17 protein-coding genes and 1 pseudogene are annotated in these 18476 nt (G+C 63.8%); 10 read left to right on the forward strand and 8 right to left on the reverse strand.

Translation table 11 applies throughout. The annotated features are described in order from the left end of the window. The 3 genes and pseudogenes from EOA36_RS06550 to EOA36_RS06560 form a co-directional block, all read right to left on the reverse strand. Positions 1-608 (reverse strand): annotated as a pseudogene (locus EOA36_RS06550) (Enamidase); the annotation flags it as partial. Between the two features lie 42 nt (positions 609-650). Further along, on the reverse strand, positions 651-1199 hold the full coding sequence (locus EOA36_RS06555; RefSeq protein WP_127276136.1) for a MarR family winged helix-turn-helix transcriptional regulator: 549 nt from the start codon (positions 1197-1199) through the stop codon (positions 651-653). Positions 1200-1243: 44 nt separating this feature from the next. Then, positions 1244-1888 carry an isochorismatase family cysteine hydrolase gene (locus EOA36_RS06560; protein WP_127276138.1) on the reverse strand — a complete coding sequence of 215 codons (645 nt, stop codon included), beginning with the start codon at positions 1886-1888 and terminating at the stop codon, positions 1244-1246. A 234-nt stretch (positions 1889-2122) separates the two neighbouring features. On the opposite strand from EOA36_RS06560, the gene EOA36_RS06565 reads away from it, so the two are divergent. Together EOA36_RS06565 and EOA36_RS06570 are read left to right on the forward strand one after the other, a co-directional pair. Then, positions 2123-2977, forward strand: a complete 855-nt coding sequence (locus tag EOA36_RS06565) for an NAD(P)-dependent oxidoreductase (protein WP_127276140.1) — start codon at positions 2123-2125, stop codon at positions 2975-2977. Then, positions 2974-3780: an SDR family NAD(P)-dependent oxidoreductase gene (locus tag EOA36_RS06570; protein WP_127276142.1), complete on the forward strand. Its 807-nt coding sequence runs from the start codon at positions 2974-2976 to the stop codon at positions 3778-3780. Before EOA36_RS06565 ends, EOA36_RS06570 begins: the two co-directional genes overlap by 4 nt. Before the next feature lie 24 nt (positions 3781-3804). Here EOA36_RS06570 and EOA36_RS06575 read toward each other — a convergent pair whose 3' ends face one another. Next, positions 3805-5088: an FAD-binding oxidoreductase gene (locus tag EOA36_RS06575; RefSeq protein ID WP_127276145.1), complete on the reverse strand. Its 1284-nt coding sequence runs from the start codon at positions 5086-5088 to the stop codon at positions 3805-3807. Between the two features lie 129 nt (positions 5089-5217). Then, a complete protein-coding gene (locus tag EOA36_RS06580) occupies positions 5218-6321 on the reverse strand; it encodes a histidinol-phosphate transaminase (RefSeq protein ID WP_127276147.1) in 1104 nt (367 codons plus the stop codon). 216 nt (positions 6322-6537) lie between these two features. Between EOA36_RS06580 and EOA36_RS06585 the strand changes: the two genes are divergently transcribed. The 8 genes from EOA36_RS06585 (at position 6538) to EOA36_RS06620 (ending at position 14820) form a co-directional block, all read left to right on the forward strand. Further along, on the forward strand, positions 6538-7311 hold the full coding sequence (locus tag EOA36_RS06585; protein WP_127276149.1) for a glucose 1-dehydrogenase: 774 nt from the start codon (positions 6538-6540) through the stop codon (positions 7309-7311). Between the two features lie 84 nt (positions 7312-7395). Next, complete coding sequence (gene hisD / locus EOA36_RS06590; RefSeq protein WP_127276151.1) at positions 7396-8718, forward strand: histidinol dehydrogenase; 1323 nt, start codon at positions 7396-7398, stop codon at positions 8716-8718. A gap of 14 nt (positions 8719-8732) precedes the next feature. Further along, the gene (locus tag EOA36_RS06595) at positions 8733-9761 is read left to right on the forward strand and encodes a zinc-binding dehydrogenase (RefSeq protein ID WP_127276153.1); all 1029 of its coding nucleotides are present in this window, start codon (positions 8733-8735) and stop codon (positions 9759-9761) included. 1 nt (position 9762) lies between these two features. Beyond that, positions 9763-10494: a histidine utilization repressor gene (gene hutC / locus EOA36_RS06600; RefSeq protein WP_127276155.1), complete on the forward strand. Its 732-nt coding sequence runs from the start codon at positions 9763-9765 to the stop codon at positions 10492-10494. A 101-nt stretch (positions 10495-10595) separates the two neighbouring features. Further along, on the forward strand, positions 10596-11891 hold the full coding sequence (locus tag EOA36_RS06605; RefSeq protein ID WP_127276157.1) for a hypothetical protein: 1296 nt from the start codon (positions 10596-10598) through the stop codon (positions 11889-11891). Between the two features lie 233 nt (positions 11892-12124). Beyond that, entirely contained in the window at positions 12125-13135 is a 1011-nt protein-coding gene (locus tag EOA36_RS06610; RefSeq protein WP_127276159.1) for an ABC transporter substrate-binding protein, read from the forward strand. A 28-nt stretch (positions 13136-13163) separates the two neighbouring features. Continuing rightward, on the forward strand, positions 13164-14027 hold the full coding sequence (locus EOA36_RS06615) for an ABC transporter permease (protein ID WP_127276161.1): 864 nt from the start codon (positions 13164-13166) through the stop codon (positions 14025-14027). A gap of 10 nt (positions 14028-14037) precedes the next feature. Beyond that, a complete protein-coding gene (locus EOA36_RS06620; protein ID WP_127276163.1) occupies positions 14038-14820 on the forward strand; it encodes an ABC transporter ATP-binding protein in 783 nt (260 codons plus the stop codon). 30 nt (positions 14821-14850) lie between these two features. Here the strand turns inward: EOA36_RS06620 and EOA36_RS06625 are convergent, their stop codons facing one another. From EOA36_RS06625 to EOA36_RS06635, 3 genes are all read right to left on the reverse strand, one after another. Beyond that, positions 14851-15180: a hypothetical protein gene (locus tag EOA36_RS06625; RefSeq protein WP_127276165.1), complete on the reverse strand. Its 330-nt coding sequence runs from the start codon at positions 15178-15180 to the stop codon at positions 14851-14853. A 193-nt stretch (positions 15181-15373) separates the two neighbouring features. After that, the gene (locus EOA36_RS06630) at positions 15374-17266 is read right to left on the reverse strand and encodes an ABC transporter ATP-binding protein (protein WP_127276167.1); all 1893 of its coding nucleotides are present in this window, start codon (positions 17264-17266) and stop codon (positions 15374-15376) included. Beyond that, the coding region (locus EOA36_RS06635; protein WP_145969117.1) for an ABC transporter ATP-binding protein at positions 17266-18476 on the reverse strand (1211 nt) is incomplete at its 5' end. The genes EOA36_RS06630 and EOA36_RS06635, both read right to left, overlap by 1 nt.

Genomic DNA, 18476 nt, shown 5'->3' on the forward strand with positions numbered 1-18476 from the left:
CCCGTATGGGTCATCGAGGTCATGCCGTATTTGCGCGCCCAGCCGATCATCTGGCGGCCGGTCGGACCGTCCTTGACGCCGCCGAGCCCGACCTCGCCGACAAGCGTGACGCCGGCCTCGGCAAGGCTGCGGAAATCCTCCTCGACCAGGCCGGGTTCCAGGATGGGAGCGCCGGCCAGGATCTTCATGCCGTTGGGGCGGAAGTTGGAGAAGGTGCGCTGTGCCGCGATCGCCAGCGCCTTCAGCCCGACCAGGTCGCGCGGGCGGCCCGGTGTGTGGACCTCTCCCGCCGAAATGATCGTGGTGACGCCGCCATGCACGGTCGAATCCATCCAGCCGATCTGGTTCTGCCGCGGCGTCCAATCGCCCGCGACCGGATGGACATGGTTGTCGATGAGCCCCGGCGCCACGGCGCAGCCCATCGCGTCGATGATCGTCGCGGCGTTGCCGCCGTCGACCTCGCTTGCCTTGCCGATGGCGGAAATGCGCCCGTCGGCAATGACAAGGGTGTCGGCCTCGAGGATCGGTCGGCCGAGGTCACCGCTCAGCATCAGGCCGATATTGCGGACGACGAGCGTGTTGGCAGACGACTTGGGGTCGGACGACATCGGTTCTCACTTCTGCTGGCATGGAAAGGTCCCGACGCGGGCTTACTTGCCGCTGTCGCCATTCGATGGATCGTCGTCGTTGATACGCGTGAGCAAGCGAAGCAACGTCGCCTGCTCGGCGGGTGAAAGCGGCGACAGGAAGCGGCGCCCGACTTCGACGCTGCGTTCAAGCCGTTCGAGCGTATACTCGGTCCCCTTCTCGGTCAGAGCGATCATCGACAGGCGCTGGTCGGTGTCGGAGGCGCTGCGCGTGATCAGTCCGTGCTTGAGCAGCTTGCGCATCACGATGCTGATGGTCGACGGGTCCATCGCCGTCAGCCGGCCGAGGTGGTTCTGCGAGACCTCGCCATGCTTGAGGATCGTGGCAAGCGCGGCGAACTGGGTCGGCGAAAGGTCTTCGCCCGCCATCACCTGCTGGAACCGCAGCGTCGCGCGCTGATGCGCCTTGCGGATGACGTGAGCCGGATGGAGGTCCAACGCGTATCCGGTCTGCGCGTATTGCTGCAGCACCTGCTCGCGGCTCAGCGGCGGCGCCTTGCCGCGCTGCCGCTTCGGTGTCGCGTCTTTCTCGGATTTCTTTTCGGTCGTCAAACCGGACTCCTGTTGCCTGTCTTGGATGTTGCTCACTCCAGGGCTCAAGCCGCAACTTCAGCCGGTTGCAGTGAGGCTCCATCGCGAAGAGCCGCGACGACATCAGCCGAACCGCTGACCACGCCGAAATGAGTCGCTATATCGTAGAGCGAGCTTTCCTGCTCGCGCGGTCCCGTCGCCGCGCAGCAATCGCTTGGCACCACCACTTCATAGCCCTGGAAAAAAGCGTCGTGGACGGTCGAGCGCACGCAGATATTGGTGACCACGCCGAATATGACCAGCTGGTCGACCTGCATGTCCTTGAGCGTCAGGTCGAGGTCGGTCTGAAAGAAGGCCGAGTAGCGGCGCTTGATCACGTGGATCTCATCGTCGCGGGCACCCAGGTCCTCGATGATTTCAGGTCCCCAGCTTCCTTCCACGCAATGCGGCGTGCGCTTCACCCATTCGCGCTCGCGGCGCATGCCCGGCCGGTGCGCGTCGTGAACCCAGATCACCGGGACGCCGGCGGCGCGCGCAGCCTCGATGACAGCCAGTTGCGGTGGGACCAGCGTCTCATAGCCAGGCAGGACCATGGCCCCGCCGGGCTTGCAGAATTCATTGACCATATCGATGACCACGATCGCCGCACGGTGCCGATCGAGGCGCATCGCGTCGTCGTGCCGGTGCGAGGAAAAGACGTCCACGGCCATGGCGGTCTCCTTGGGTCGATCGTTGATGCTCATACAAAAAACCCTGGCGAATGCCAAGTCAATCCCGTTCGACGCAAAGCGGTGACCGCCAGCCTTGCGCACGTTGGTCGCACCAGCGTATGCGCTATTTGTCCGGCGCGACATGGCCTTGACAAGAGGTGGCAATCATGTGCTCGATTTGTATGACCATCAATGATATTCAGATCGCCAAGTTTGCCGGCCGAGGGCTGTGATATGAAGACAATCATCACCGGGGCCAGCGGTCTGCTTGGGCGCCATGTGGCCGAGGCCCTGGTTGCGGCCGGCCACGATGTGCTGGGCATCGACGCGGTGGCGCCCGCCGGCGCGGCATGGCGGCACGCCACCGCCGATCTGACGGATCTGGGATCGACCCTGCAGCTGGTACGCGATTGCGATGCCGTGGTGCATATGGCGGCGATCCCGCGCCCAACCGGGCGGGCCGGCGGCGAGGTGTTCAAGACCAACATCGCGACCGCCTACAATGTCGTCGAGGCCGCTGCCCTGGCCGGCGCCAGGCGCCTCGTCTATGCCTCGTCCTTCAGCGTCTTCGGCTATCCCTTCTTCGAGAAGACGGTCATTCCGCCTTATCTGCCGGTCGATATGAACCATCCGGTCGGTGCGCAGGATCCCTACGGCCTGTCGAAATGGCTGGGTGAGGAGATCGTCGACGCCGCGGTGCGCCGCGGCGCGTTTTCAGCCGTCAGCATCCGCATGCCGTGGATCCAGACCCCGCAGTCCTTCTTCGCCGGCGTCGGTCCGCGCCGCGCCACCGCCGACAGTGCCCGCGACCTGTGGAGCTATCTCGACGCGCGCGATGCCGGTCAAGGCTTTCTGCGGGCGCTCGAGTGGCAAGGCAGTGGCCATCTGCGCGTCCTGCTCAGCGCCGCCGACACCTTCATGGAGGAGGAAAGCGAGCCGCTCGTGCGCCGGGTCTATCCAGCTGTCCCGCTGTCGCGGCCGATTGCCGGCTTCGGTTCGGTGCTCGATACGGCCCATGCGCGCGAAACGATCGGCTTCGAGCCGCGGCACTCATGGCGTTCCTATCCAAAGCCGGAGACCCAGGGATGAAGCGGTTCGACCGGAAGAAAGTCCTCGTCACCGGCGGTGCCGGCGCCATTGGCAGCGCCGCGGTCCGGCGTTTTCTCGGCGAAGGCGCGCGGGTCGCGATCGTCGACCGCAACGGCGCGGCGGCGCGGCAACTGGCCAGCTCGCTTGGCAAAAAAATCATCGCCATCGAGGCCGACGTCACCGACGAGAACAGCGTGCGCGGCGCCGTCGAAACGGCCGTCGAGGCCTTCGGCGGGCTGGATGTGGTGTTAAACAATGCCGGGATTTCCGGTGTCGTCGCTCCCGTGCACGAGCTGCCGGTGGAGGATTGGGACGCCGTCATCCGCATCAATTTGCGCGGTATCTTCCTCGTCTTGCAGGCATCGCTCCAGGCCATGATCAAGGCCGGAACCGGCGGCTCGATCGTCAATATGGGATCGTCGATGGCCGGTTGGGACGTCCTGTCAGGCGGCGCCGGCTATGTCGCGTCGAAACATGGCGTGGTCGGACTGACGCGGGTCGCGGCGCTCGATGCCGCGCCTTACGGCATCCGGGTCAACGCCATCTGTCCGGGTGTCATCGAGACGACGCTCGGCGTGCCGGCTTCTGGGGAGGGCGATTTCAAGAGCAGCGTCCAGCATTTCGCCGACCGGATTCCGTTGCGCCGCATCGGCCAACCGGACGATGTCGCCGCGGCGGTGGCTTTCCTCGCCTCGGACGAGGCAAGGCATGTCACCGGCGTCGACTGGCTGATCGACGGCGGCCAGACCCTGCAGAGTTGGGCCAACGCGCCGGCCGGCGACACGTTTCCGAAGGTTCGCTAGGAGATGCCGGGCGGGCTCTTCTCGTCAGAGGCCGAATCGGTCCTTCACCCGGCCCGAAAGGATCGCCGCCTTGACGCCAAGCGGCCAGAAGCGATGGAACCGGATTGGCTTCAGCCCCGATAACGGCATCGGGAAGGGCGTGGTCGCGTCGCCGCGAAGGCGATTTGCCAGCGCATTGCCCATCGCAGAGGCCATGGCAACACCGCGGCCGTTGTAGCCAAGGCAAATCAGGATGCCGTCCTCCGGCTCGTGAACGTGCAGGAGATGATCCTTGGTGATGGCGACCCGGCCGTTCCAGCCATGTGTCCACCCGGTTCCGGCAAGCACCGGCCAGAGCCGTAGCGCATAATCGGTGAGGTAGCGGATGGCGGAAGCATCGCCGATGGGTCTCATCGGTCCCCGGCCGCCCATGAGAAGCCGGTTTTGCGCATCGACGCGGTAATAGACGGTGATATTGCCGGCTTCGTAAACGACGGGCCTTTGAGGGAGGATTGCGGCCGCGACCGTTGGTGACAGCGGTTCGGTCGCCGCGATGGCGCTGAACACCGGAACGAGCGACTGCTCCAGGCCCGGCCACAGGTCGCCGGTATAGCCGTTGGTCGCGACAAGGACCTTCTCGGCGCTGACAGAGCCGTCTGCCGTCTTGAGGACCCAGCGTCCGGCCTGCCTGTTCAGCGAGAGGACTTCGCTGCCGCCGTATATCCGCGCGCCGGCCTTCCGCGCGGCGGCAGCCAGGCCGAGCGTGTATTTCAAGGGATGAAGGTCGCCGCCGCGGGCATCGAACATGCCGGATATGTATCTGTCGGTGCCGGTTCGCGCCGCCATCGCCGTTGCGTCGAGCAAGCCGACCGGCATCCCCCGCCGCTTGCATTGCGTTGCCGTGGCCCGCACCGCGGCTGCCGGCTTCGGCCGGATGGCCGCGCGTATCGTACCGTTTTGCCGGGCCTCGCAATCGATCGACAGGCGCTTGATGAGGCCGAAGGTGAAATCCGGCGCACCGTAGGAGAAGTCGGTCATCCGCTGCCCGAGATCGGGGCCGAACATCGCCTCGATCGTGTCGGGATCGTATTTGAGACCGGGATTGACCTGGCCGCCATTTCTGCCCGACGCCCCCCAGCCCGGCTGATGGGCCTCGAGCACGCAGACGTCGTCGCCGGCTTCCGCCAGGTGCAAGGCGGTGGAAAGGCCTGTGAAGCCACCGCCGACGATGGCGACCCTTGCCCTGTGCGCCCCGGAAAGGGCAGGGTAATTGGCTGTGCCGCCGGCCGTATCGCGATAGAGGCTACTGGGCGGGCTGCTTGCGGGCATGGACGAGGCTCTTACGACAAGGCGGCTGGCTTGAGATATCTGGCTTTCAATTGCCCGATATCTTGCGCGCGTGGCAGACCCAGACTTTGGTGTCGGGTACGCCAGGCAATTCTGCGTGGCGTCGGGAAATCACAACAATTGCGACAGGGCGGCCATGAAGTGGTCATTCTCCGACGGCGAGCCGATGCTGACGCGCACATAAGTGTCGAAGCCTGCCTGTTTCCATGGCTTGACGATGACGCCGTTACGCAGCAGGCCTTCGACGAAGGTGGAGGCATCTTGCCGGCAGTCGAAGAACAGGAAATTGCCTCGGGACGGGGCGACTTCGAGGCCCTTGCCCGCCAGGAAACGCTCGACGCGTGCCCGCTCCGTCCTGGCCAGCGCGACGACCTTGGCAAGGTGCTCCTCATCGGCGAGCGCCGCAAGCGCCGCCGCCTGCGCGACGCCATTGGCGTTGAAAGGCGTGCGCACCCTGTCGAGCAACGCGCGCAATTGCGGGTCGCCGACAATGCCGAAGCCGATCCGCAGCCCTGCCAGTCCGAACGCCTTGGAAAATGTCCGCAGCACGATCCAGGGTTGATCGCGTTTGCTCAGACAGGGCAGGGACGAAACATAGTCGTCTCCCTCGGCATATTCGGCATAGGCTTCATCCACGACGATCAGCGTCTCGTCGCTGACAGCGTCCAGGAGCCTCGACAGATCGCCGCCGGAGAGCCAACTGCCGGCCGGGTTCATCGGATTGGAGAACAGCAGCATGCGCGGCCGTTCGCGCACTGCCTCGATCAGCGCGTCGAGATTGATGCTAAGATCGCCGTTGACGGTTACACGGTTGACGCTTGCACCCATCAGCGTCGCATAGTCCTCGTGCAGCGGGAACGATGGATAGAGCGTGACGACGACGTCGCCGGGCCGCAGGACGGCACGGCTGATGACGGAGAGGAGGTCTTCCGAGCCGTTGCCGAGGATGACCTGGTCCTCGCCCGCCGCATGTCTGGTGGCGATGGCCTGCCGCAGTTCGCGCCCGGCCGGATCCGGATAGAGCCGGAACATTTCGGAGCCGCCCTGGATCATCTTGGCCAGGGTCGGGCTCGGGCCGATCGGGTTTTCATTCGAGCCCAGTTTGGCGATCCTGGCCGGGGCGTATCGCAGCATGACCTCGGCGATGGTCAGCCCGGAATTGTAAGGCGACAGGCGCGTGACTTCGGTGCGGACCATGTCTGAAGCGTTGGACATGTCTGGTCTCCTCCATCGCCGGCCGATTATTGTCGCCAGACAAACCTCGAACAATCGCCGCCCGTGGCATCTCGTATTAAAGAGCCAACTGTGGGGTCGCGCGTGCGGCGGACGACGTCACCACTATCGCACTCGAGGCTGTTTGTATATGCTTGTATATGTAAGTCGATCTGATAGTCTCTGTGCCACGCAACCGGAGCGGCCAAGGAGGATCATATGCGCAACGCTGCTCTTTTCGACCTCTCTGGCAGGAAGGCGCTGGTCACCGGTGCCAGCCGCGGCATTGGCCGCAGCATCGCCGAGGCGCTGAGCGCCGCCGGCGCCGACGTCGCGGTCACGGCGCGTAGCGTGGACTCGCTTGATGAGACGGCGGCGGGCATTCGCGCGGGCGGCGGGGTTGCGCACGCCATTGCCCTTGACGTGACCGACGTCGGCCAGTGCCGCGCGGCTGCTGCCGAGGCAGCCCGTCTGCTTGGCGGCCTCGACATTCTCGTCAACAATGCCGGGGTAGAAGAGGTCCGGCCATCGCTCGATGTCGACGAGGCGCTGTGGGACCGGATCGTCGACACCAATCTCAAGGGGGCGTTCTTCTGTGCCCAGGCGGCGGCGCTGCAGATGCGGGATGCTGGCCGGCCCGGCGCCATCATCAACCTCTGTTCGCTGACGTCAGAAGTCGGCATTCCAACGGCGGTGCCGTATGGCTCTTCCAAGTCGGGCCTGCTCGGCATGACACGGGCTCTCGCGGCGGAGTGGGCGCAGCTTGGCATCAGGGTCAACGCCATTGCCCCAGGCTATTTCAGGACGGCGATGACGGAGGTGTTTTACGGCAATGAGGCATGGCGGCAATCCATGCTCGCCAAGATTCCGCAGCACCGTTTCGGCGATCTGCGCGATCTGCACGGCATCGCCGTGTTCCTTGCCTCGGATGCCGCCGCCTACATAACCGGCCAGTCCATTCCGGTGGACGGCGGGTTCCTTGCTTCGGTCTGACGTAGATCGCCGATGTTTCGAATTGAATGTCTAGCGCAGATGTGACCGGTCGGCACATTGCGCTCTGAACTGAAGGAAAAATCCATGTCCGACATCAGCTTCCACGATCTGTCATCCCTTGATGCCACTCGGCGGGCCGGGCTGCTGAAACGCGCCGAGGGCGATCTGTCGGTCTTCGTCGAAAAGGTCCGCCCGATCATCCAGGCGGTCAGGGACGAGGGTGACGCCGCCCTGATCCGCTTCGCCAGGGATCTCGACAAGGCCAATGTGGCCGAAGGCGGACTGAAGGTGTCGGAAGCGGAATTCGACGCGGCATTCGACAAGGTCGAGAAGGATGTCGTCGAGAGCATCAGGTTCGGCATCGACAACATCCGGCATTTTCATGAAGAGCAGAAGCCGGAAACCATGTGGCTCAAGGAGGTCCGCCCGGGCGCCTATGCCGGCGACAGGTACACGCCGATCGCCTCCGTCGCGCTTTACGTGCCGCGCGGCAAGGGCGCCTTTCCGTCGGTGACGATGATGACGTCGGTTCCAGCCGTCATCGCCGGCGTGCCGCAGATTGCCATCGTGACGCCACCAACCCCGGATGGTTCCGTGGACGCGGCCACACTGGTCGCCGCTCGCCTTGCCGGCGTCGAGACCGTGTACAAATGCGGCGGCGCCCAGGCCGTCGCCGCGGTCGCCTACGGCACCGAAACGGTGAAGCCGGCACTCAAGATCGTCGGCCCGGGCAGCCCCTGGGTGGTGGCAGCCAAGAGCGTTCTGTCCTCGATCATCAACACGGGTCTGCCGGCCGGACCGTCGGAAGCCATCATCTTTGCCGACGACAGCGTCGATGGAGGCCTCGCCGCGCTCGATCTGCTGATTGAGGCCGAGCACGGGCCGGATTCCTCCGCCTATCTTGTAACCCACAGCCGAAAGGTTGCCGAAGCAGCGCTCGCGGCACTTCCCGAACACTGGTCGCGTATGACCGAACAGCGTGTGGAATTCTCGCGCGCGGTGCTGACGGGAGAGCGCGGCGGCATCGTGCTGACCGGGTCGCTGGAAGAGTCTTACCGCTTCATCAACGACTATGCGCCCGAACATCTCGAGATCCTCTCGAAGGAGCCGTTCGCGCATCTCGGCCACATCACCGAGGCGGCGGAAATCCTGATGGGTCCGCACACGCCGGTGACACTTGCCAATTTCGTTCTCGGGCCGAATGCCGTGCTGCCGACCAGCCGCTGGGCGCGGACCTACGGGCCGCTCTCTGTAACGGATTTCGTCAAGCGCTCGTCGGTTGGCTATGTGACCTCGGCCGCCTATCCGGAACTGGCGCGGCATGCCCGCCGGCTCGCCCGCTACGAAGGCTTCAGCTCGCATGAAAACGCGGTTTCGGAGATCCGCGACCGCTATCTCGCCGGCTGAGGGGGACCATCGCGATGAAGGCGGCGCGACTTTATGGACCGGGGGATCTGCGCGTCGAGGATGTCGCCGCGCCAGGTATCCCGGATGCCGGCTGGGCAAAGCTCAGGATCGATGCCGCCGGAATCTGCGGTTCGGACCTGCACAATTTCCGCACCGGCCAGTGGATAAGCCGTTCGCCTTCGACGGCTGGCCATGAGCTGACCGGTACGGTGATCGCGCTGGGCGAGGGCGTCGACACAATCGCTGTCGGCGACAGAGTGGTCGCCGATTCCCGTTTCTGGTGCGGGGATTGCGCGCAATGCCGTGCCGGCAAGCGGCATCTCTGCGCTGCGCTGGGCTTCGTCGGCGAAATCTGCGACGGCGGTTTCGCCGAACAGGCGGTGTTGCCCGCACGTTTGCTCCATGTCATCGACGCCGGCCTTGACGAACGGGTCGCCGCCATGGTCGAACCCCTCGCGGTCGCGCTGCACGCGGTGCGGCGTCTGCCGAAAACGGTCGGTTCGGTTTTGGTCGTCGGCTGTGGGCCGATCGGTGGTCTTGCCGCGTTGCTGCTCTCCCGAACCTTCGCCGGAACCGTGCTTGTCGCCGACCGCAACCAGGCACGTTGTGCCCGCGTGGCGCGGGTAACGAGCGCCACGATCGTCGATCTCGACCGCGATGCCATTGCCGCAGCCATCGCCAATGCCCCGCTGTTGGCGGCCGTCGAGGCGACGGGCAGCATCGCTGCGTTCAACCAGTTGCTCGGCGTTCTCGATCCAGGTGGCGCGGTGGCGATGGTCGGGATATTTCATGGCCGCCTCGACATCGACCCCAATCTTCTGGTCGAGCGCGAGATTGCATTGCTGGGATGTCACGCCTTCGCCGACGAATTGCCCGACGCTGTCCGCATGCTGGGTGAACTCAGCGAGCCGCTTCTGGCCTTGGTCGACCGCGAGATAGGCCTGGACGATATTCCAGCCGCCTATGAGCGGCTGTTGGCCGGGAAGAGCGATGGCTTGAAAACAATCATCCGCATGCGGCAACCTGCCGGAAAGGATTTTTGAAATGATCGATTTGCCCGATACGGCGAGCCCCCTCTACGAGAAGGTGAAGGACTACATCCTGACCAACATCGGAACGGGCAAATGGGGCAAGGACCGCAAGCTGCCGTCCGAGAACGAGCTGGTGGTTTCGCTGGGTGTGTCACGGATGACGGTTCACCGGGCCTTGCGGGAACTGACCGCCGCGGGATTCCTGATCCGGCTGCAAGGCGTCGGAACATTCATCGCGCCACCCCGGCCGCAATCGACTCTGATCGAGATCAACAACATCGCCGCCGAGATCGTCGAGCGCGGCAACAGGCATCGCTCCGAAGTCCTGGTCCTCGAAACCATCGTGCCGACGAAGGAACTCGCGCTGTCGTTCGAGTTTGCGAAGCGCACCTCGATCTATCACTCCGTCGTCGTCAATTTCGAGAACGACCTGCCGGTGCAACTGGAAGAGCGCTTCGTCAATCCGGGCCTGATCCCCGACTATGACAAGCAGGATTTCACCAGGACGGCGACCTATGACTACCTGATGCAGAAGACCCCGGTCACCGAGGTCGAGCATATCATCTCCGCCGTCCCGGCCGACAGGGAGACGGCGCAGCATCTGGGCATCGATGTCGGCAGTTGCTGCCTTCTCCTGCATCGCCGGACATGGACTGGGGCGGTCGTGGCCACGATCAGCAAGCTGACCTATGCCGGCAGCCGCTACTCGCTAGGCAGCCGCTACTCGCCTTCCAGGGCAAGCTGACTTCGACGAACCAATGCAAGCCGAGGCTTCGTTCAAATGTATATACATGTATCGATAAGAGTGCTTCGGCTGGTGGACGCACGGGCTTGCGGAGTCTGGGGATGACGGCGACACCGAGCCGCACGGCCCGGATACGGGCTCTCGCGCAGCATGATGTCGCCGAAGCGCAACGCGCGCTATCGGCGTTGCTGGGGGACCTGTTCGGGATGAACCCCGGCAACGTCCGCATCAATGTCGACAAATACAGCCTCAACTCCCTGAATGGCTTCTTTGACAGTGACGGCCAACCGTATTTCTTCAAATTCCATCAGGAAGAACGGGAAGAGGCGATGGCCGGCGAGTATTACCGGGCCGAAATCCTGTCGCGCGCCGGCTTGCCGGTCGACCAGCCCGTGCATATGTCCGCCCAGCCCGGCGAGCAGATCCTTGTCTATAGCCGCCGCGTGGATCCTCGATTTTCGGATGTGCTGTTCGCGCTGGACACCAAGGACGATGCCGGCAGGCGCCGCGAGGCGGTTCTTGCCGAGCGTGACCTGTCCGCCAGGCTGCTCGATGTCTATCTCGAAACGCTGCATCCGGTGACCGTCGCGCAGGTGTCGGCCGAGCCGATCCACCGGTTGTTTCATGAGCGGCTGATCGACGCCGATACGCGTTTGTCGCCAGGTGGCCGCCTGGCCGATTTCTACGTCGGCAAGTCGTTTGTCTTTCCCGGCGCGGAACTGGATTGGGATCGGTTTTCCCGGCTGAAATTCGTCATCAACGGGCAGCGCTACATCAGCAGCATCGGCGAGCTCTTCGACGCCGCCGCGGAGCGCCTGCGGCCGGACCGGCTTGCCGATGCCGGCGGCGTGGTCGCGCATGGCGACGCCCACAATGCCAATGTCTGGTACGTGGAGACGGCGGGACGGGCGGAACTGTCCTTCTTCGATCCGGCCTTTGCCGGCTCGCACATCCCGACGCTGCTGGCCAAGGTGAAGGCGACGTTCCACAACATCTTCGCCCATCCCTTCTGGCTCTACGATCCGGCCATGGCGACCCAGGCTTTTCAAGCGCGGGCGCGGCTGGATGGCGACTTTCTGTATGTCGACACGGACTGGGATTTGAGCCCGATCCGCCGCGACCTTCTGGAGGTGAAGGCGATGGAGCTGTGGCGGCCCTTGCTGCTGGAACTCAAGCGGCGCGGCATGCTGCCGGCGGATTGGCGAACGGTGCTGCGCTCTGGGCTGTTCCTGTCGCCGACCCTGGTGATGAACCTGCGGGCCGGCGCGCGCAGCCACACGCCGGTCTCGTCTCTCATCGGGTTTTCGGTCGCGGTCATGGTCGGCAGCGAGCCCGATGGCGGAACCGACCGGATGACCGGTTTTCTCGATCGGATCGATCCTGAAAAGCATGAGTAGTCAGGCAGGGGACGCGCCGGATCAACGCAAAATTTGAGTCACTTCAACTTGTATATGCATGTATGTATTTTAGCCTTGACATCCGCTTCCGCTGACGCTGAAATGTGCCAGCACTTCAACCACGAAGTGGCGGGCAAGACGCCGAGGCACAGTGCCGCAAGAGCAGAACCCGCAGTCTCACCAGACCGGATGCCTGGGTAAAAAAGCGGTCTGATCACCAAGGGGAACGAAAGATGACGCTTAACCTAGCAGGACAATTTCGCGCGTTGGTGATGGCCGTTGCCGTCGGGCTCACCGCCGCCCCGACAGCCCATGCCGCCGATGCGGCCATTCCCACGACGCCCGAGGCCGGATCGTTCAAGATCGGCATCGAGCCCTGGCTTGGCTATGGCCAGTGGCACGTTGCCGACGCCAAGGGCCTGTTCAAGACGAACGGTCTGTCGGATGTCCAGATCGTCAATTTCGCCGAGGACAAGGATATCAACGCCGCACTGGCCAGCGGCCAGCTCGACGCCGCCAACATCGCCACCCACACGGCGATGGGCATGGTTGCGGCCGGCCTTCCGGTGAAGATCGTGCTGCTGCTCGATGTCTCCATGACGGCAGACGCCATCGTCGCCGGCAAGGACGTCACCTCCATCGCCGATCTCAAGGGCAAGCAAGTCGCCTTCGAGGAAGGCACGACGAGCGACATCCTACTCAAATACGCGCTCGCCAAGAACGGCATGTCGATCGACGATGTGAAGGCCGTTCCGATGCCGGCGTCCGATGCCGGCGGCGCGCTGATCGCGGGTCAGGTGCCGGTCGCGGTCACCTATGAACCCTATCTCACCGTCGCCATGGCGCAGAACAAGGACGTCAAGCTGTTGTTCACCGCCGGCGAGGATCCCGGCCTGATCAGCGACGTGCTGGTGGTGCGCGACGAAGTGATCAAGTCGCGGCCCGGCCAGGTGCTGGCCATGATCAAGAGCTGGGACGCCGCGCTCAAGGACTACAATGCCGATACATCAGGCGGTCGCGCCATCATCGCCAAGGCGGTCGGTTCCGACGTCAAGGACCTCAACACCGCCTTTGACGGCGTGCGCTACTATTCCCTGGCCGAAAACAAGACGGCGCTCACCGGCGATTTTACCACCAAGACATTCGCCGATGTCGAAGCGGCGGCGAAGAACGCCAAGCTGCTTCAGGCCGATGTGACGCCGGAGCAGATGATCGACCCGTCCTTCGTCAAGGCGGCGGAATGACGAAGGCCGGATCGCGGTGGTAACGCAGATGTCGGGAGAACCCACCGCGAAAACCGATCTGGCCCGTTCCGCAGCGAAGCCAGTCACGAAGAAGGCCACGCGTCGCCGATCCTCCGGGATCGGCGTGCCGATCGCCCGGTCACGTTTCCTGGCGATAGCGGTGGCCGTCTTTGTCGGCCTCGGCCTCGCCTGGTGGGCGGCGACCGGGCTGGAATGGGTAAAACCCATCTTCCTGCCGTCGCCGGGCAGCGTCGCGACCCAGATCGCCAAGCTCGCGGCCGACGGCACCTTGTGGCTGGACCTCCGGGCCTCCATGTACCGCATTTCCATCGGCTTTCTTCTCGCCTCGGCACTGTCCATCCCGATCGGCGTGCTGATCGGCAGTTTCCGCTCCTGGGAGGCTGCGATCGAGCCGCTGGTGGATTTCATCCGCTATATGCCGGTTGTCGCTTTCGTACCGCTCTCCATCCTGTGGGCCGGCACCGGCGATACCCAGAAATTCCTGATCATCTTCATCGGCACCTTCTTCCAGCAGGTGCTGATGATCATGGACAATGTGAAACGGGTCCCCGCCGACTTCATCGGCCTCGGGCGCACGCTCGGCCTGCCGGACCGCAAGATCCTGACGCGCATCGTCGTGCCCAGCGCCTTGCCGGGCATCTGGGACACGCTGCGCATCAGCCTCGGCTGGGCATGGACATGGCTGGTTCTGGCCGAACTCGTCGCGGCGACATCCGGTCTGGGCTATCGCATCACCGTATCGCAGCGCTATTTCCAGACCAACACCATCATCGGCTACATCCTGCTCCTGGGCGTGCTTGGCCTCATCACCGACCAGGTCATGAAGGCATTGGAGAAGGTGCTGTTCCGGCAGGATGGCCACTCGCAATGAGGAACCGCCGATGACTGTTCCCAAATTGCGCATTGCGGGTCTCGACAAGAGCTTCGGCGCCGGCGAGCGGCGCACGGAAGTGCTGCGGGACATCAATCTTGACCTTGCCGACAACGAGTTCGTCTCCCTCGTCGGCACGTCGGGCTGCGGCAAGAGCACGTTGCTGTCGATCGTCGCCGGACTGCAGGATTTTGACGCCGGCGATCTCAGCATCGACGGCGCGCCGATTCTGCAACCGGGTCTCGACCGTGGTGTCGTCTTCCAGTCCTACACGCTGCTTCCCTGGCTGACGGCGCGGCAGAACATCGAGTTTGCCCTCAAGGCCGCCGGCTATGATCGCTCCGCCTGCCGCGAGATCGCGCTCGAGCATCTCGACCTCGTCAAGCTGTCGCAAAGCGCCGATCGCTTCCCGTCCGAACTGTCGGGCGGCATGAAGCAGCGCGTCGCCATCGCGCGCGCGCTCTCCTATCGCCCCAAAATGCTGCTGATGGACGAACCCTTCGGCGCGCTCGATGCCTTGACGCGGCACCAGATGCAGGAACTCCTGACCCAGATCTGGGAAGAGCACAGGCTCACCGTGCTATTCGTCACGCATGACGTCGAGGAGGCCGTCTATCTGTCGGACCGCATCGTCGTCATGGGGATCGGCCCGGGACGCATCATGCAGACCTTCAACGTCGACATCGAGCGCCCGCGCCGCGAAGAGGTGATGGAAACGCCCGCCTTCATGGATTTGCAGCGCGGCGTGCACAAGGCGATCCGCGAGGCGTCAAGACGTCCCGAAATGGCGTAAACCTTCGTTGGTCTCACCGGCGGTCAGGAATTACGGGCCGTGGGGACTGCATATCTCGAGCGTCCATGCGATGGTTCCGCAAAAGTCGCCGGCATACCCACGGTAACTGCCGTAGCCATTGTAATAGCTGTCCATCCAGTTGCTGTTGTCGGTCGAATTCTCGCCGGTCCAACTGCTACCGACCCAACCATAATGGTGTCTGTGTCCGCGGTTCGCGGCGTGCGTGTTGCCATTATGGGCGGTGGTGACGCGGACATAGTGGCGCCTGACAACGGTGGCATCGGCGCCTGTGGCAAACGGGACAACGCTCGTCGCCAACGTCAACACGATGGAACAGAGGAATACACTTGGCTTTTTCATAAGCATGTCTCCTTTTCATTCGAGACATATGGAAAAGAACGCGCGCCTCGCTGCACATGTTCCTTCACGAAATCGGGCTTCACGGTCCCGGGACGGCGTGCAGTCAGCGGCCACATCAGGGGATCTCGCAAATAAGGTCTTCTCGGCAAGGATATGGAGCAATCCGTCCGGTTCGCGCCATGCCAGCACCGGCTCACGTCGCCTTGCCGGCCGCCGCATCCATTCCCATCTCTTCGTCGGAAATGTCGTCGAAGGAAGCGTAGTTCATGTTGTAGAGGCGGGCGTAGAGACCTTTCGTCTTCATGAGCTGCTCATGGTTGCCGCTTTCGACGATCTCGCCATTCTGCAGGACGATGATGCGGTCTGCGCCGCGGATGGTGGCCAGGCGATGCGCGATGACCAGCCCGGTACGCCCTTCGAGCAGTTTGATCAGCGCCTTCTGGATCAGCATCTCGGTGTAGGAATCGATGCTGGCGGTGGCCTCGTCGAGCACAAGGATTTTGGCATCGGCCACCAGCGCGCGCGCAAAACTGATCAGCTGGCGCTGGCCGAGCGAGAGATTGCCGCCGCGCTGCTCGAGTTCGGTGTCGTAGCCGTCGGGCAGGTCTTCGATGAAGTCGTGCGCGCCGACGGCAACTGCTGCGCGCACCACTTCTTCGCGGCTGGCGCCGGTCTTGTGATAGCGGATGTTCTCCAGCACCGTGCCGGAGAACAGGAACGGCTCCTGCAGCACCATGGCCACCTGGTCGCCCAACGAATCCTGCGTCAGGTCGCGCACGTCATGGCCGCCGACCAGGACCTCGCCCGACCAGACATCGTAGAAGCGGTGCACCAGCGCCATCGAGCTCGACTTGCCCGATCCGGTCGGGCCGACAAGCGCGACCGTCTCGCCCGGATTGACGCGGAAGGAGATGTTCTTCAACACCGGCTGATTTTGACGGTAGCCGAAGGTGACGTTCCTGAACTCGACCGAACCATCCATGTCGCGCGACAGCGCGATGGCGCCGTCCTTGTCGCTGACGTCGACGGGCACGTCGAGCACTTCGGAGATGCGCTGGCCCGAAGCCATGGCCCGCTGCATGACGCTGTACTGCATGGTGAGCGAGCGGATCGGATCGAAGAAGCGCTGGATGTAGAACAGGAACGCCACCATCACGCCGATATCGAGGCTGTGCGACAGCACCATCGACCCGCCGACGACGATGACGGTCGCCATGGCGATGCCGGTCAGCGTGTCGACGATCGGCACCATCACCTGTGCATATTTCGCCGACCGCAGATGGGCGTTGAGATTGGCCAGAACCTTTTCGTCGTAAAGGTCGAAATTGACATGCTGGCGCTCCAGGCTCTGCACCGTACGCACGCCGTGGATGCCTTCGGCAAGCGCGCCGTTGGCGATCGAGTTGGTTTCGTGCGCGGCCATGAAGGCGACCTTGGCCCGCGGCAGCCAGAACAGGCGCACGATGAACAGCATCGGCATGGTCGACAGCGTCAGCAGGCCAAGCCGGAAATCGAGCCAGAGCAGGACGGTGACGATGCCGAAAAGAAGCACGATATCGCCTACCGACATGACGGATGTTTCGAGGAACTCCTGCATCGAATTGACGTCGCCCTGCAGGCGCGACATCAGCCTGCCGACCTCGGTCTTGTCCATGAAGCTCAGCGAGACACGCTGCAGGTGGCTGAACATGGCGCGGCGCAGGTCGGACAGCACGTTCTCCGCCACCTTGCCGACGACGCTTTCCTGCACATGGCTGGCGGCATAGTTGATGAGGATGATCACGGTGAAGGCTGCGATCGCGGATATCATCACCGAGCGGTCGAGCCTGCCTGGCGCCATGCCGTGATCGATGGCGTAGCGGATGACCAGCGGGATCGCCAGCTGTGTCAGCGTGAACACCAGCACGGCGGCGACCGAGATGAAAATCCGGCCCTGATACGGTCTGACGAAGCTCCAGATGCGCCTGACGATGCGCGGGTCGTAGGCCTTGCCGAAGACCTCTTCCTCATCGCGGTGCGAGCCGACGACCGCCTTGGTCGGGCGTCCGCTTGTGTCTTCCTTCTCGTCGTCGTCCTGCGTCGACATCAGGCGGCTCCCTCGAGCCGATCGTCGTCCGGCCGTAGCTGCAGGTCGTAAAGCGCGCGGTAGCGTCCGCCGAGCGCCAGCAATTCCTCATGCGTGCCGCGTTCCACGATCCGCCCGCCCTCGACGAAAAGGATCTGGTCGGCATGCATCAGCGAACTCAGCCGATGCGAGATGATCAGCGTCACGCGATCCCGGGCGAAGCGCTTCATCGCCGCTCGTATACGCTGCTCGGTGCCGGCGTCGACGGCGGCCGTGGAATCGTCGAAGACCAGCACCGATGGCCGCAACATCAGGCTGCGCGCTATGGTCAGGCGCTGCCGCTGGCCGCCGGAAAGCGACGCGCCACGTTCGCCGACGACCGTGGTGTAGCCGGCTGGAAGGCCGATGATATAGTTGTGCAGCTGGGCATACTCGGCGGCCTGGCCGATGCGGGTCTCGCGCGCCCAGGGATTGCCATAGGCGATGTTGTTCTCGATCGAGGTGGTGAACAGGAACGCGTCCTGCTGGACGACGCCGACCGCCTTGCGCAGCGACTGCAGCGTGACCTTGCGGATGTCCTGTCCGTCTATGGTGATCGCGCCCGACGTCACGTCGTAGAAGCGCGGGATCAGATGCGCGATGGTCGACTTGCCGCTGCCCGGCGGGCCGACGATACCGACGGTCTCGCCCGGCCTGGCTTCGAACGAAACGCCCGAAAGCGTCGGACGCTCGCCCGCGCCCTCATAGCGGAAACCGACATTGTCGAAGCGCATTACGCCGTCGGTGATGACGAGCTCCCTGGCGTCGGGCGCGTCCTTGATGTCGAGTTCGGCATCGAGCAGTTCGAACAGCCGCGTGCCACAGGTCGAGGCGCGCGCGAAGGAGTTGACCATCAGGCCGAGCTGGCGCACCGGCATCTGCAATATGGTCATGAAGGTGAGAAACTGGGCCAGTGTGCCGACGCTGATCTGCCCCGCGATCACCTTCTGGCCGCCGAACCAGAGAACCAGGCCCATGGCGGCCAGGAAGGAAAAGTTCATGGCGCTGGTGTTCGAGACGCGGATGTCGACGCGCTCATTGGCGAGTTCCAGCGCATCCTGCTTGGCGCGGTCGAATTTTGCCAGCTCATGCCGCTGCGCCGCGAAGGCGCGCACGACACGGATGCCGCCGAGATTCTCATCCATCACCCGGCTCAGCACCGACAGCCGCTCCTGCAGCGTCAGCCAGGTGC

The sequence above is a fragment of the Mesorhizobium sp. M8A.F.Ca.ET.021.01.1.1 genome, from assembly GCF_003998025.1.
Taxonomy (GTDB): domain Bacteria; phylum Pseudomonadota; class Alphaproteobacteria; order Rhizobiales; family Rhizobiaceae; genus Mesorhizobium.